Raw genomic sequence first — 15,565 nt, 5'->3', positions numbered from 1 at the left:
AACTAACACACATTACATGACTATTAAAGTCAAGTTTATATCTCAGCAGACAAATTGACCGATCACACCAACAAAATTATTTCACTAACCAAGAACGAAATGCCTCAATAGGTTGTCCGACCACCACTGAGATCAAAGGTGGCAGCGGTGGTGTAGGAGTTTTCTTCCGACAACATCCAGACAACCATGGACGCAACTTCGCTGAGTTCGACAAAGCGGTCCCGTGGAATGCGCACCCGCATATAGTCTATGAATTCTGGTGTTAATCCGTCGAGTATAGGCGTCTTGGCAGTCGTCGGCGTGATGCAATTGACTGCAATGCCCGTTTTTGCCAGCTCTTTTCCGAGTGATTTTGTCAGGCCAATCACACCCGCTTTTGCGGCACTATAGGCTGCCAGATTGGGATTTCCCTCTTTGCCAGCAACCGACGGAATATTGACGATGCGCCCATAATTATTCTCTGTCATCAGAGGAACGACCGCACGGCAGCAATTAAATGTGCCAGTCAGATTAACTGCAACGACTTTGTTCCATTCATTCAAGTCGTAATCGACCAGCGGCTTAACTGGCCCCGTAATACCGGCACTGTTGACCAGTCCATCAATGGTTGAAAAAGCATCATGAGTCTGAGCTGTCGCATGGGCAACACTCTCCGCATCTACCACGTCAACACCAAAGGCAATGCATTCAGGGGAAAGCTTGCGGGCAGCCTTTTCGGCCTCTCCCGCATTCAGATCCCAAATCGCAACAACAGCTCCCGACTGCACCAGTCGATCCGCAATCGCATAGCCGATCCCTTGCGCGCCACCTGTTATGATGACGCGCTTCCCGTTCATATCAATCCGGTTCATTGCTATCCCCTAAACCTCAATCACACCTTCAGGCCGCAGCGGTGACCTGGTTCTGGACACCCAGTCCCTCGATCTCAACGCGCATCGTGTCTCCGGCCTTCAGGTAACGCGGAGGCTTCATGCCCATTCCAACGCCGGGCGGTGTTCCGGTCGTGATGACATCACCCGGTTCGAGCTTCATGAATTGGGAAATATAGGAAACAATGAAAGGCACCTTGAAAACCATGGTGCTGGTCGAGCCATTTTGAACACGCTCACCATTGACGTCGAGCGTCATCGCAAGTGCATCCACGTCAGCAATCTCGTCAGGCGTAACCAACCATGGCCCCAAGGGACCAAATGTCGGACAGCCTTTGCCCTTCATCCAGTTACCCCCGCGCTCAAGCTGATATGATCGCTCCGAGACATCGTTACAAACGCAATAACCGGCAATGTAATCGACAGCTTCATCCTCGGTTACATAGGATGCGGTTTTGCCAATCACGATTGCAAGTTCAACTTCCCAATCTGTCTTCTGTGATCCACGCGGGATAAGCACGGTATCATTTGGACCGACAATACAGGACGGTGCCTTGTTAAACAGAACCGGCTCGTCCGGCACAGCCATTCCACTTTCCGCCGCGTGATCTGCATAATTGAGACCAACAGCGATAAAATTGCCAACGCCAGTAACGCAAGAGCCCAGTCGCGTACCCTCTTGTACCAGAGGTAGATTCTGAATGTTTACCCCCGCAAGCTTCGTTCCAATTGTTGGCAGTTCCTTGCCAGAAATATCGCTTAGAACAGACGAAAGATCGCGAATGGAGCCATTCTCATCAACAATGCCCGGCTTTTCAGAACCAGCTTCTCCAAACCTTACAAATTTCATTTCTCTCTCCCTTAAATCGAACGTGTCAAAAGATGTAATGATCTGCTTGGCCACCTACCCACCAACCAAGCCAAATGCGATTTCAGTTGCTCATCAGAGCAGCCCCCGTCCCGCCAGATTCCGCATCAAGTGTGACGCACCAAAAACCCATGGCGTGCATTGCGTTGAGAGCTTTACCCTATTGCGCAAGGTGCCCAGCTTACTGTTGGAAATCGATACAACATCACCAACATGATGGGTGAACCCCTGCCCTTGCTCGCCGCGATCTTCCGTTGGAGCAAACAATGTACCCATGAACAAAACCAATCCATCAGGATATTGATGATGCGCACCGATAGTCTGTTCAACCAGATCGAGCGGGTGGCGGCTGATCTCTTTCATTGAGCTATGCCCACGCAACAAAAAGCCGTCATCGCCCTCAACCCTCAGCGTCAATTCGGCTGAACACACATCATCGAGATCATAGGTCTCATCAAACAAACGCAGCAACGGGCCTATTGAACACGAAGCGTTGTTGTCTTTCGCCTTACCCAATAAAAGTGCCGACCGCCCTTCTATATCACGAAGGTTCACGTCATTCCCCAGTGTTGCTCCTACAATCCGCCCCTGACTGTTGACCGCAAGCACCACTTCTGGTTCGGGGTTGTTCCACTTGGACGCCGGGTGAAGACCTACATCAGCACAATGCCCAACGGAGGATAAAACCTGCGCTTTCGAGAACACCTCGGCATCTGGCCCGATACCGACTTCAAGATATTGAGACCAGACACCCTCATCAATAAGAGCTGTCTTGACCTCTTCTGCCGCGGGGGAGCCTGCTTTGAGGTCACGCAAGCTTTCCCCAATAACGGCAGCGATACGGCCACGAATGCGCGATGCCAATTCCGGATTGCCCGCGGCACGTTCCTCGATCACACGCTCCACCATGGAGCGAGCGAATGTAACCCCACAAGCCTTAACAGCCTGAAGATCAATGGGCGCAAGCAGATGGACTCGCCCGTCAGACCCATTATTCAAAAGGTTTGAAATATCGGCAATTGGCTCGCCCATGGATTGAGCGACATAGGCTGCCGGATCTCCCATTTCCAAAAGATCACGCATTGTTGGTACAACAGTGCTCGTTATATCGAGAACCTGACCATCGCGTATCGCTACAATCGATGGTCCCTGAACATCCTCACGCCAAACACGCCCGACAAATGTTCCGCTGTCTAAAAAGTCCTGAGCAGACATAGATTTCTTTCAGAGCTAAGTCAGTTTAAGAGATGGAAAACGTGCGAAATGGCTGCCTTTAACGTTTAACACTGGACAAATTTTGCAAGTCGGCTGACCCCATCCATCAGGCGCGCTTCATCAGAAACCGCATGGCACCAGCGCAACCATCCATTGCCTTCTGGCCCAAAGGCTGACCCCGGTGCGAGGCCGAGTCCGGCTTCCGAAACAAGTCGCTTCGCAATTTCAACAGAGTCAGATTGTCCTGCAATGCGGAAGAACACATACATGGCTCCGCCAGCGTCCGGGACATCAACGCCGGGGATATCCAGTAAACCGGACACGAGGAGATTACGCGTTCGCGCCAATCGAGAGCGAAGATTGACAATCTCAGCTTCACCCTGCTCAAGTGCAACAGTGGCCGCACGCTGGATAGGCTCAAATACACACGAGAAATTATACTCGATCAACTTCGCCAGATCGTCAGCCATGGCAACCGGCGCTGTTATCCAGCCAGCGCGCCAACCAGTCATCGACCAAGCTTTGGAAAAGCTATTCACCGAGATCAACCGTTCATCAGCATTCATATGCCGCAGAAAACTTGGAGCGGAGCGAACAGCTGGATCGTAGATCAAACGCTCGTAAACCTCATCGGCAACGACCCAAATTCCGAGCCGTCTGCAATGCGCGGTGATTGCCTCGATTTGCTCGTCCGTAATCGTCCATCCCGTCGGATTGTTGGGCGAATTCACGATCAGCATTTTGGTGTCTGGCGTGAGTGCAGCCAACAGATGATCAAGATCAAGCGACCATTTTCCGCCGCTCACATTCAATGAAACGCGCTCGACATAAGCACCCGCAATGCGCGGAATTTCCGTAATATTCGGCCAAAGTGGTGTAATGGCCACCACTCGATCACCCGGAGACAACATCAATTGCGATACGACTCCGAGACCTGTAACGCCTGAGCCGACAACGCTGATGCGATCCGTCTCAATTTCGCGCCCGTGCAGGTCAGTCATATATGCAGCAATAGCTTTGCGCAAATAAGGGCGGCCGAGATTTTGAGCGTAAAAAGTCTCGCCTGCTGAAAGCGACTGCATCGCCGCATCTCGTATAAACCCAGCAGTCGGCTGGTCGGTCTCTCCAAACCAGAATGGAAGAACATCTCCCCGACCCATAGCACTATTGGCTACTTCTCTGATTTGCGAACTGGAAAGCGAGCGGACTGCGTCACGCGCTTGCGTTGGGAACATTTGTTTCTGCAACATGAGGCTCAGGACCCATTAATTTGACGGAAATGGTGTGAGACCATCCGTTTGGATACGAGGAGAGAAGACGAAGGAAATGTAATCATTTTCGAGGCTTTTCGACACAGTAGCCGGGCGGATGGGCCACATCCTCCGGACACCGAAATGAACAGGCGATCTGCTGCGTCAAGACGATCAACCGGGGGAAACACCCCGTTTTCACGTCTTTCCTTGCATATCTGGTCATATCAGGTGCCATTTCCATTAAATTTATGAGTACTGAGCCTAATTGTCCTTTCTCGTATCAGGACAGAAAACACTCAGGCATGGACGATTGAGTTCAGGAAGAACCGGGCACGCTCGGTCTGCGGATTATCAAAGAAAGCATCGGGTGCGTTTTGTTCGATGATCTCGCCTTTTTCCATGAAGATGATGCGGTCTGAGATACGGCGCGCAAATGACATTTCATGGGTCACAACCAGCATTGTCACGCCAGTGCGCGCAAGGCTCTGAATCACGTCAAGAACTTCCCCAACCATTTCAGGGTCGAGCGCCGATGTTGGTTCATCAAACAGCAACACTTCTGGCTCCATAGCCAAGGCGCGCGCGATTGCGACGCGTTGCTGCTGCCCGCCAGAAAGCTGATCCGGATATTTGTTAACATGCTCGCTCAAGCCAACACGTTGCAGGAGCTGGTGCGCCTTTTCCTCAGCCTCTGCCCAACTGCGACCACGCACCCGAACTGGCGCAATAGCGACATTGCGCAAGGCGGTCATATGCGGAAACAGATTGAACTGCTGAAAAACCATTCCAACTTCAGCGCGAACTTTTTCGAGCTCTTTGCCTTCACGCACTGGAACACCATCAACAACGATTGAGCCAGATGTAAACGTCTCAAGAAGATTGATGCAGCGGATGAGCGTTGATTTACCCGAGCCGGATGAACCAATAATTCCAACAACCTCCCCGCGGCGTACCGAGAGGTTCACATTCTTCAATGCATGGAATTTTCCGTAGTATTTTTCCAAAGCCGAGATTTCGATCAGCGTCTCGGAACTCTGCTTGTCAGGGTTTTCATTCGTCATGATGTCTTCCTCCCACGCAACCGTTATCGGCTCTTCTTCTGACGCTTTTCGAGCATGCTCACGACGCGAACCATCGGGATCAGCATCAAAAGGTAGAGAATGGCAGCACCAACAAGAGGCGAGGGATTGGCATAATAGGCCTGTGCCTGCGTTGCCTGTTTCAACAGATCAGGCAAAGCCACAACAGATGCAAGTGCGGTGTCCTTTATCAAACCAACAGCAACCCCGGTCGCCGGCGGAATGACGAGACGCATCGCCTGAGGCAAAATAATATCCACCATCAACCGTGGCCATGAGAACCCAAGAGCATGCGCGGCTTCAAACTGACCACGGGGAACTGCTTCAATGCCAGCGCGAAACGTTTCGGCCATATAGGCCGATGCGACCAGTGAAATGGCTGTTGTCGCCGCCCAGAATGCAGACAACCGTAGCCCGACAAAAGGCAGTGCATAATAAACAAGGACAAGCAAAACCAGCAGCGGAATTGCACGAAAAACGTCGATATAAGCGATTGCAAAAATACGAATGGGTTTCGGCGCATACATGCGGATCAGGACCAGAACGAGCCCAAGAATGACCGAAGCAATCAAACTTGTCACACCCAGCAGTGCCGTTAATCCGAAGCCCTGCAACATCAGTGGGGCTGCGTTCTTCAGAACCTCAAAGTTCAGAAACGTTGAGTAAAAATCCATAGGCGAGACCAACTATCCCAGTAGTGGAAGACGAGTTATCCGTAGGAAAAGTTGCCGGAAATGTTTCCGGCAACTGACTGATCAATGGGCGATCATTTACCGGGGATTGGACGCACTTCAATGGTGCTCGAATCTTTGGCCGGGGCGGTGCCGAACCATTTTTCATGGATGCGGGCAATTTCGCCATCTTCCTTGAGCTTACTGATCACAGCGTTCAGTTCTGGAAGCAGAGGGCTGTCTTTTGCCAACATAATCGCGAACTGTTCGTTCGTTGGGATCGTGTCGACAATCGCATATTGCGGCTTGTCCTTGATATAATATGCGTCGATCGGGCAATCATGGACAAAAGCGGCAACACGTCCGGTCGCGATATCGAGCATAGGCTCGCTCACACCATCATAACGATTGATTTCGGTAATGCCGTATTTGTCTTTGTTTTCCGTCGCCCACATCTCGCCGGTTGTTCCGGTGACAACGGCCAGCACTTTGCCATTCAAGTCCTTCAGGCTTTTTACATCGCCATTTGAACTCGTTGTGAGGCAGGCATCGGCATCATAATATGGCTGGGTGAAAGCAACCGATTCCAGACGCTTGTCAGTAATCGTGACCGTACCAATCGCAATATCAGCACGTCCGGATTGTACCGTCGCGAAAATGCTGTTGAATGGCATCTGGGTGTAATTGATCTTCTTGCCGGTGCGTTCACCGATGAGATTAACCAGATCAACCTCAAAACCAACGAGATTGCCAGAGCCATCTTCAAACTCGAATGGCACATTGGCCGTGACCGAAGCGACGTTCAGGTCGCTCGCATATGCTGCACCCGCGAACATCGAAATAACACTGGCGAATAGAATTGCACGCTTCATCATTTTTGGAACCTCCCGTTTCCGACAACAGTCTTGAGTACTGCTGGCAAACGGGTACACTGACGAAATTCGCGCCGGTATCACCCCTAGGGGGGACAGAACATCGGCGGGCAGTGAGCATAATACAATGATGAAAATACAGCACAGTGGCGCAAACAAAACCCAGGATTCTGTAGTCGCTGAAATGATCTCCGCGATCGACAATCCAGAATATCCGCGCATTGCGATGCGAGCTCTCAACCGTCTGGTTCAGGCCGATGCATCAGCGATGTACGTCTATTCAGGTGATGAATTAGTCTACATTCTCGACGACGATATTGGGCATCTCGTGGATAGCCGGTTCCTCGACAGCTACCGCAAGACAACCTATCGTCTCAACCCGTTCTATCAGCACCATCGGATTGGCATCGAGAGTGGTGCTTACACGATGGGGCAATTGGCACGCAGCCAATCTTTCAGAAAGCCCCTCGCTGAATTCACCGGCATTGAAATCGATGACGCTGAGGAAATTGGCTATCGCACGCATGGTTTTCCCAAGCGTTGTTCCGAACTTGCCATTGCTGTCAAATTATCGCCGTTGCAAACAGTACAGATCGCGCTGTATCGCTCTGGCTATAATGCGTTTCAGACACATGAACTCTCAACGCTTAAAGGGCTCAACCAAACGTTCAGCGCACTTTACAGCCGGTTCTGGCAGCACCATCAGTTGAGCCATGTCAGCGACGACAATTTGTTGCAAAGTGCACTTCAGGGATTGTCTCGCGGCGCGCTTTCAAACCGCGAACAGGAAGTGCTCCTACTTGATTTGAATGGAAGTGACGCGCGGCAAATTGCTGGTAAGCTCAATATCTCAGAAGAGACCGTGAAGACCCATCGAAAACGGGCTTTCATCAAATTGGGCTTGAACACCAAGTCGCAGTTATTTCAAACAATCCTGCGCAGGATTATTCATAAAAAAGGCGTTGAATAGGACATTTCAAGTTTTGATAAGATCCACGCTATCTCGCGGCGTTGGATAGCGCGGCTTTTATATATTCCGCTAGGTGTTTTGACTCGATTTCAGAGGCTTCGATCAATTTTACATGGCGACGATATTTGCCCGTTCCTTTCAGGACAAGATAAGGATCGGCCAATAAAGCGCCTTGGCTAAACTCCAATGTCACATGCTGATCATAAGAGAATATGCCGCAAAAATTGACCGCTGAAGAAAACAGGATACCGCCATATTTGATTTCTTCTGAGATCGCTGGACCCGATGCAAGCACGATATCCCGCAATTGGCTTATCAATGCAAATTGATCACTGCGCCCTGTCTCGATTTCGCGCAAGAAGGCTTCAACTTTGGGGTCTGTCATTTCGAAGCGTCAATTCCATGTCTTTTGAGATCAGGCAAAATCGTGCATAAAAGCAAAGCTGCGACCAGCAGAGCAAAGCTCGCACCCACGTAATATACTGACCAGCCAATAACCGCGACAAGATTTGACAGCCCAATAATTGCAAATGTCGCGATAAGACGACTGACCCCATAAAGCACAGCATAGTCCGTTGCTGGTTGAGGCCCATCTGCCCAGCCAAGGGTTGCCGCACTCAGAATAACAAACAGACCACTTGTTCCGCCGCTCATCACAATCGCACCGGATATGGCAAGAACTGTGTCATGACGCAGTGCACCGATGATCATTCCGCCAGATGCGAACAAGCAAATGAGCGTGAATATCAAAACTCCGAAGCGTGACCCAAGAATCCTCACAACCGGTATTGCGCCAAGTGCGGCCAGCAAGCCGAAAACGGGCGCTCCAATACCCACAATCCAGCCAATCGTCTCAACTGTCACGTCTAAATCAACCAGCATAACCCGATTGAGAAATGATAGCGCAACAATCGACATGGTTGTCAGCGTCAAAAAGATCATTCTGCGGCGCATAGCACCTTGGCGAAGAACTGCAAGAATAGAAGGACGACCTGGCTTTGTCCCTTCGGTCACAAAGTCCCATTTTCGACTGAAAATGATTGGCACCGTGCTCAATGCCGAGACGGCAGCACACAAATTGAATGTCGCTGTCCATCCTAATTGATTTGATAGGGCGACAAATACCCCTCCACCAAGGATCGCACCAAATCCTAACGCTGCAACTTTCAATCCGCCGACCACCGTTCGCTGATCGGCTGGTATGCTGGCCGTTGCCAACGCATCAAGCGCAACATCCATTGTCGCTGCCGCAAATGCGATAACAATACCGAAAGTGAGCAATACCAAAGGGGGGAAGTGTTCGCCTTGTGCCACAACAAGCAAACCACAAACGATAACCGCCTGCATGGGGACAATCCATCCAATCCGCGGCCTTTTGCGCATCGGACGAACAGCATCAATGACGGGCGCCCACAAGAAAGTTAGCCCAAACGGAACAAGCATTAGAAAGCTCCAGCCAATTGAGGCCAGATCTATTCCGCGTGCGCGCATCAATGGGGGCAGCCCCCCTTGCATCAACCCGTAAATTGAACCGAACGACGCATAAAGAACCGCAATGGATGCTAAAAGCGGCCACACAGGTCTGGAAGGGGTGGCAGCACAAGCTGCCCCCTCACCGTCCTCCTTCACAAGAGACATTGGACGCTCCATCTAGAACTGAAATGATGTGCCGACGCCAATTGTCCGGCCTTTGCCGACAGTCACTGTTTCAACGCCGGGGCCATAATAAGCGCCAACGGCATCATAGCGCTTGTCGAAAATATTATTGGCGAAGATATAGAACCGCGCTGCGTCGCCATCCCAGCCGAGCCGTGCGTTGGCGAGACCATAGCTTTCAAGATCAAAATTATTGCCAACGTCTGAGGCTCGCTTGCCAACAAACTGATAAGAGCCTGACAGATAGACCGTACCCTGATTGATATGCACAATGGATGCATCGGTACGATATTCAGCACCGATGGAAGCCGTGACCGCTGGAACATTTGGAACACTATTGCCAGATTTCGCGCCAGTCCATGAACCCACCGGAACATTCTTTAGTTCCGCATGTGTATATCCAATGTTGCCTTGCACTGAGAATTCAGGCGTTAACTGATAGCGCGCTTCCAGTTCCGCGCCATAGGTGTCAAAATCAAGAGCGGCTGTCTCATAGGCAAGCAATGATCGGTTCATGACATAAAGATGGCCGTCTTTAATGTTGTTATAAAAGACAGCACCATTCAGTGTCGCCTGACCGTCAAGGATTGTCGATTTGAAACCCGCCTCATAACTCCAACTCATGGACGTTGGGAACGACGGTTCCATGCGGCCTGATGGCAGGTTGCTGCCATTCCATGCATAGCCACCACCAACTGCGCCACGGCCAACGGTTGCATAGGTCATGAAGTCCGGCGTCCAGTCGTAACTGACGCCAAATCGACCCGTCAGAAATGTGTCGGAAAAGGATGAATCCTGATCAAATGCAGCTACTGTGCCGGGGACCCCACCTCCGGTATAATGATAATTTGCGCCAGCATCGAGATGCGTAAGGCGCAAGCCACCAAGTGCCTTAAGCTCTCCAACGACAGGGACTGCAACATCGGCAAAGGCCGCATAGCTGTTAACCGTCAGGCGATTGTCTTGTTGACCACTAAAGACCGAAAAGTTCGGAAGTGAAAAATTACTTCCGTCTGTCGCAATATCAGCCTCTGAACGAAATGCGTTGGCACCGATTACCCAGGTCGTCTCCGAGTCTTCAAGTGAAGTCAGACGAAATTCCTGAAAATAACGTGTTTCATCAATACGGCCATTATAAACATCGAGATCCGGATTGTTCAGCGTTGCAGGCGCTATACCCAGCAACTTTCCGAATATCAGACTATCGGTCATATCCAGCTTCTGATGAAAATTGTTTCGCTGAATGCTGGATAAAGACGTGAACCGAAATTGCTCGAAATCATGCTCAATGCGTAAGTTGCCTCCATATTCCTCCCGGCTGAAATCAGGTCGCGTATTCAGCCCATCACAAGGAAAACAGGGTGCACTTTTCAAAACGAAGCGCGGTATCTCATCGTCAGAACGATTGTAATTGAACGACAAAATAACGTTCGTATTCGCGTCCGGCGTAAACAGCAATGAACCGCGGGCCGCACCTATCCTGGATTTCCCGTCTTCTCCGCCAATCACAGCATTGCTGATATCACCGTTACGGCCATTATATCTGAGCGCCAAACGACCAGCGAGTGTGCCATCAATCAGCGTTTCATTCGCAATGATTTGCGCCATCCGCCAACCATCACTCCCAAACTCCGTTCCAACCGAGAACTCATGGCCGAAAACAGGACGGTTCGGCACATAGTTGATGGCACCACCCTGCGCATTCAGACCGTATAAAGTTCCTTGTGGTCCGCGCAGAACTTCGACGCGCTCCATGTCCAATGTTGATGGCTGGATCCCATATGCAGACTGCGGGATTTCATCAATATTGTACGAAATAGATGTGTCATTGGGCGACAGCGGCGAGAAGGAGCCGACGCCGCGAATATTGCCGCTGTTGGTATATTGGCCACCCGATTCCATATAGGCGAAATTCGGTGTCCGTCTGGCAATATCTGCATTGGATGAGAACGGAGACACATCGGCAATTTCCTGCGGCATCAGCACAGAAATCGCCACCGGCACCTGCTGCATATCTTCGGGCCGCTTCTGCGCGGTCACGGTAATGGTTTGCAAAACCAATCCCTGACTTTCTCGTTTCTCCTGCTCCTGCGCTTGCGCTGTCATGGGTATCAAAGCCGTTGATCCGAGGAGCGCGCCAAACATGACGGCAACGTAACCAAGCCGCCGATAATGGTTGGTCTCAATTTTCGAACAAACGGTCTCGGCTTTGGTCCACTTTCCTCGCATAGCACTGTTCCTGAACGCCGGGTTTCCGGTTCCCATCTCATGAGAATCTCGGGCAACGTTGGGGAGCTTTCATTACACTATACAAACGTTCAGTCAATTGACTGGACGTATTTTTATTGATAAGTAATAAGCATCAAAACCCGAACGAAGGCAGCGCAGGAGCAACCCATGTCGGAACTAAAACCAGTTTTTTCGACGGTGGATGCCCGTGATAAATTGCTTGAAGCCGCACTCACTGCCTTTGCAGAACTTGGGTTTCACGGTGCAACAGTGCGCGACATTACCCAGCGTGCAGGAGTTTCACAGGGGCTTCTCACCCATCATTTTGGCGATAAGGAGCGGCTGTGGAATCTCGTTGGAAAGCTGGTATCCGATGATTTTCTTGAGTTTCTGGGCCCAGCTCTGGAAAAAGATGATATTGATGCAGAAACAATTCCGAATATTCTTTCCGCCTACATGATGTATTGGCGCAGCCACCCTTCTGCACTTCGATTGCAAATCTGGCGTGTGTTGGGCGCTCCGGAAACTGAAAGACGCACACGTGTTGAGCGTCTCAACCAGAAAATCGTTCCCATATTCGCACGCGCTCAGGAGGCTGGCTACATTCGCAATGATGTTTCCGCTGGTCAGGCAATGGTGACAGCCGGGAGCGTTATTCAATACCGCTTGCATAGCGAACTGGAAATGCAAAACGCTGTAAGTATTACTGGCGACGTACTTCCCGATGACGAAGCATTTTTGCGATACACTTTCAGCCTGATCGCACCACAAGCAAGTTGATGAGATCGCTAATCTTTCTGCAACGAGAGCAATTTCCCGAGCAGTTCAGAGAGACGATCTTGCTCCTCTCGGCTTAGTGCCTGAACGATGGTGACTTGATTTTCAACGTGGCTGATGATTGCGCTCTCAATCACTGCCCTACCCCGATCAGTTAGCGCCACGATTGTACCACGCTTGTCATTCGGATTGGGGCGACGTTCAACAAAGCCACCTTTTTCGAGCCGATCCAATCTGTTTGTCATGCTTCCTGACGAGATCATCGCTACTTCATATAGGTCGGTTGGGGTGAGAGCATAAGGTTCACCGCTTCGTCTCAGCGTCGCAAGAACATCGAACTCCCCTGGCTGCAGACCAAATTTTTCAAAAACCGGATTGAGACGATCGCGCGCAATAACCAATGCCGCTTCACCCAATCGTCCCAGCAAGACCATCGGTCTTGTTTCCAAATCAGGCATTTCCTTCGCCCATTGTCGAGCCGCAAATTCTGCACGATCCATGACACACCTATCTTGACGTAGAGATACTTCACCTGTACGTTAATCCATATATCTCTACGTAGAGATATATGGCCGCTTACCGAATTGCAAATGAAATGGAGAAGGGTATGTCGCAGCCCGTTCGCCCTCTGCTAATCTCAATGAGTATCGTTCTTGTGGGCATCAATCTGCGCCCGATACTCGCCTCCATTGGTCCCTTGCTGGACGTCATCCAACGAGATACAGGCCTGAATGATAGTTTGGCCAGTCTGCTAACCACTCTGCCCGTTGCCCTTATGGGGATATGCCTTCTGGGTGCTTCAAAACTGCGGCGGGTGATGAGTGACCGAAACGGCATATTTGCAGGTCTCATCCTCATATCTATCGCCTGTGCTGCACGGGCCTTTATTCCGAGTTCGGCACAACTGCTCCTGACCGCAATAATCGGAGGCATTGGGATTGCTATCATTCAGGCGCTGATACCATTCATCATCCGGGCGCAAAATTTCCAAAGCTCAGCAAGCCTGATGGGTATATATTCGACCGCCATTATGGGCGGGGCATTGCTCGCCAGCAGCTTAGCACCTTGGATTTCCGATTTGTGGGGCTTGCAACCAGCACTGAGCCTATGGGCACTACCTGCTTTAATGGCTCTCATTTTCTGGATGAAAACACCCGACCAACAAAGATCAGGCACATCAAGACCGCGCTTCAATCTTTATAAATTCTCCCGCGCTTGGGCGCTGTTGGTCTTCTTCGGACTGGCTACCGGAGCCTACACATTGGTACTTGCCTGGCTCCCACCATTCTTTATGCAGTTGGGTTGGTCGGCAAAAGCCGCAGGCGCGCTTCTGGGATTCCTTACCGCTGCCGAGGTCGTAGCCGGTATCGCGATATCATTATTAGTCGGCAAATTTAGAGATCGCCGCATCATGGTTTTGGCTGCGTTGACTTCACTTCTGGCGGGACTGATAAGCCTCTGCATTGCCCCATTATATCTGGCATGGCCCGCTGCCATACTCGCAGGTCTTGGCATCGGTGCACTGTTTCCGCTTTCTCTTATCGTTGCGCTTGATCATGGAGAAAACAACGAAGCCGCTGGCGCAATCGTTAACTTTGTGCAAGGCGGCGGCTATATTCTTGCGGCTTCACTGCCCTTTGCTGCTGGCATCATCAGGCAGAGTCTCTCTGATCTCACACCCGCCTGGTGGCTCATGGCGGCTCTGTGTCTGGTTCTAATGATACTGGCCAGTCGCTTTCGACCAGACGATCACATTATCATAAGCAATTCATAGCCTTTGTAATGCGATCAATCAGCCAAGAGCTGCAACAGCGTCTTTTATTTTCAAAAGCCCATTGCGCATATATTGCACCCAGCTGGATAGGTCACAAGTGGGATAAGTTGCTGCGGAATAGAGCTTAAATCCAGACTACAGAACCAACAAACCGCGCGGATCCAATGGTTTCTCCAAAACCGCCTCCAACGGATTGGAGGCGGAAGCTACCTATTTCTATGCAGCGTCACTCACCGGATTCGGAACCGAAGCTCCTGAGAAGAATGCATTCAGGTTAGAGAGCACCATATCCTCCTGTGCTTTCCGTGCCTCAACAGTCGCGTAAGCAATGTGGGGAGACAGTATGAGATTGGGGGCATTTAAGAGTTGTGCAGGAAGATGAGGCTCGTTCTCGACAACATCAAGTGCCGCTCCTGCGATTATCTGACGTTCAAGCGCTTCGGCAAGAGCAAGAGAGTCAACCAGCGACCCGCGAGCGATGTTGATAAGATGTCCATTGGCGCCAAGACGGGAAATTATATTGCGATCAATAATATGTCGATTATTGGAATCTGCACGCGCAGCAATAAGCAGAATATCGGCCCAATCTGCCAACTGCTCTAGACTTGATAGATATTGATAGGAGTATTCCTCCTTAGGTGCGCGACTAAAATAACCAATGTCCATTTCAAAAGCGACTGCGCGCTGTGCAACTTTGCTGCCCACCGAACCCAACCCGAATATTCCGAGCTTTGCTCCTTTTACACCAGCAACGGCGGGCATATTGACGACAGCGTTACTTGTCCATTTGCCCTCCCGTACGAACCGATCTGCGGCTACGATCTGACGCGTTGAGGCAAGGATTAACCCAATTGCAAAATCAGCAACGCTGGACGCATTGGCACCAGGACTATGTGTGACAACCAGATTGCGCTGTGAGGCAGCAGCTAAATCAATGCCCTCAAATCCGGTACCAAAAAAGGAAACCATTCCGAGATTTGGTGCAGCATCAACGATCTGCTGATTGTGGCTCACCCCACCCTTGGTAATCAGTGCGCGAACATCCTCTAATAAAGGTGCAGCACTGTCTACCTGTTGCTTCGTAACAGGCTCCAGAACCTCATAGCTCTCGGTCAAAAGCGCTTTAAATCGATCCGAAAAGTCACAGCCCAAAAGTACGACTGGCTTACCCAATTTTCATAACCCTCTATGTATTCAAACACTTTTAAAAGCCGACGATAAGACTTATCGCATATTGGAGTCATCCACTTCTATTGCGAATGGCTGCCACCCGTCCAATAGCAATTTCTTATCCAACGCATGAGTTTTACTGATACAAGAAAAGCGGGTGGT

General features: G+C 50.6%; 15 protein-coding genes. 3 read left to right on the top strand and 12 right to left on the bottom strand.

Annotation, left to right across the window (positions count from 1 at the left end):
• Positions 1 to 104: 104 nt before the first annotated feature.
• The 7 genes from J2782_RS14635 to J2782_RS14605 form a co-directional block, all read right to left on the bottom strand.
• Positions 105 to 851 carry an SDR family NAD(P)-dependent oxidoreductase gene (locus tag J2782_RS14635; protein ID WP_310013821.1) on the bottom strand — a complete coding sequence of 249 codons (747 nt, stop codon included), beginning with the start codon at positions 849 to 851 and terminating at the stop codon, positions 105 to 107.
• 28 nt (positions 852 to 879) lie between these two features.
• Entirely contained in the window at positions 880 to 1,719 is an 840-nt protein-coding gene (locus tag J2782_RS14630) for a fumarylacetoacetate hydrolase family protein (protein WP_310013819.1), read from the bottom strand.
• Between the two features lie 93 nt (positions 1,720 to 1,812).
• On the bottom strand, positions 1,813 to 2,952 hold the full coding sequence (locus J2782_RS14625; protein ID WP_310013817.1) for a fumarylacetoacetate hydrolase family protein: 1,140 nt from the start codon (positions 2,950 to 2,952) through the stop codon (positions 1,813 to 1,815).
• A 65-nt stretch (positions 2,953 to 3,017) separates the two neighbouring features.
• Complete coding sequence (locus J2782_RS14620) at positions 3,018 to 4,202, bottom strand: pyridoxal phosphate-dependent aminotransferase (protein WP_310013815.1); 1,185 nt, start codon at positions 4,200 to 4,202, stop codon at positions 3,018 to 3,020.
• A 299-nt stretch (positions 4,203 to 4,501) separates the two neighbouring features.
• Positions 4,502 to 5,266 carry an amino acid ABC transporter ATP-binding protein gene (locus J2782_RS14615; protein ID WP_310013813.1) on the bottom strand — a complete coding sequence of 255 codons (765 nt, stop codon included), beginning with the start codon at positions 5,264 to 5,266 and terminating at the stop codon, positions 4,502 to 4,504.
• Between the two features lie 23 nt (positions 5,267 to 5,289).
• Positions 5,290 to 5,958, bottom strand: a complete 669-nt coding sequence (locus J2782_RS14610) for an amino acid ABC transporter permease (RefSeq protein ID WP_310013810.1) — start codon at positions 5,956 to 5,958, stop codon at positions 5,290 to 5,292.
• Positions 5,959 to 6,050: 92 nt separating this feature from the next.
• Positions 6,051 to 6,830, bottom strand: a complete 780-nt coding sequence (locus tag J2782_RS14605; RefSeq protein WP_310013809.1) for a transporter substrate-binding domain-containing protein — start codon at positions 6,828 to 6,830, stop codon at positions 6,051 to 6,053.
• Positions 6,831 to 6,954: 124 nt separating this feature from the next.
• Between J2782_RS14605 and J2782_RS14600 the strand changes: the two genes are divergently transcribed.
• Complete coding sequence (locus tag J2782_RS14600; RefSeq protein ID WP_310013807.1) at positions 6,955 to 7,797, top strand: helix-turn-helix transcriptional regulator; 843 nt, start codon at positions 6,955 to 6,957, stop codon at positions 7,795 to 7,797.
• Positions 7,798 to 7,825: 28 nt separating this feature from the next.
• Here J2782_RS14600 and J2782_RS14595 read toward each other — a convergent pair whose 3' ends face one another.
• The 3 genes from J2782_RS14595 to J2782_RS14585 are packed head-to-tail and all read right to left on the bottom strand — an operon-like array spanning position 7,826 to position 11,682.
• A complete protein-coding gene (locus J2782_RS14595; RefSeq protein WP_310013806.1) occupies positions 7,826 to 8,155 on the bottom strand; it encodes a DUF1801 domain-containing protein in 330 nt (109 codons plus the stop codon).
• Positions 8,156 to 8,178: 23 nt separating this feature from the next.
• Positions 8,179 to 9,435: an MFS transporter gene (locus J2782_RS14590; protein ID WP_310013803.1), complete on the bottom strand. Its 1,257-nt coding sequence runs from the start codon at positions 9,433 to 9,435 to the stop codon at positions 8,179 to 8,181.
• Between the two features lie 12 nt (positions 9,436 to 9,447).
• Positions 9,448 to 11,682, bottom strand: coding sequence for a TonB-dependent receptor (locus tag J2782_RS14585; RefSeq protein ID WP_310013801.1), 2,235 nt, complete (start codon positions 11,680 to 11,682; stop codon positions 9,448 to 9,450).
• Between the two features lie 168 nt (positions 11,683 to 11,850).
• On the opposite strand from J2782_RS14585, the gene J2782_RS14580 reads away from it, so the two are divergent.
• Positions 11,851 to 12,462, top strand: a complete 612-nt coding sequence (locus J2782_RS14580) for a TetR/AcrR family transcriptional regulator (RefSeq protein ID WP_310013799.1) — start codon at positions 11,851 to 11,853, stop codon at positions 12,460 to 12,462.
• A gap of 8 nt (positions 12,463 to 12,470) precedes the next feature.
• Here J2782_RS14580 and J2782_RS14575 read toward each other — a convergent pair whose 3' ends face one another.
• Positions 12,471 to 12,959 (bottom strand): MarR family winged helix-turn-helix transcriptional regulator, encoded by a 489-nt coding sequence (locus tag J2782_RS14575; RefSeq protein ID WP_310013798.1) that lies wholly within the window; start codon positions 12,957 to 12,959, stop codon positions 12,471 to 12,473.
• A gap of 107 nt (positions 12,960 to 13,066) precedes the next feature.
• On the opposite strand from J2782_RS14575, the gene J2782_RS14570 reads away from it, so the two are divergent.
• A complete protein-coding gene (locus J2782_RS14570) occupies positions 13,067 to 14,233 on the top strand; it encodes an MFS transporter (RefSeq protein ID WP_310013797.1) in 1,167 nt (388 codons plus the stop codon).
• A gap of 216 nt (positions 14,234 to 14,449) precedes the next feature.
• Here J2782_RS14570 and J2782_RS14565 read toward each other — a convergent pair whose 3' ends face one another.
• The gene (locus J2782_RS14565; RefSeq protein ID WP_310013796.1) at positions 14,450 to 15,406 is read right to left on the bottom strand and encodes a 2-hydroxyacid dehydrogenase; all 957 of its coding nucleotides are present in this window, start codon (positions 15,404 to 15,406) and stop codon (positions 14,450 to 14,452) included.
• Between the last annotated feature and the right edge of the window lie 159 nt (positions 15,407 to 15,565).

The sequence above is a fragment of the Brucella pseudogrignonensis genome, assembly GCF_031454375.1.
Taxonomy (GTDB): Bacteria; Pseudomonadota; Alphaproteobacteria; order Rhizobiales; family Rhizobiaceae; genus Brucella; species Brucella pseudogrignonensis_A.
Note: the sequence above shows the minus strand (reverse complement) of the source record. Positions and strands in the feature narration are given on the sequence as shown.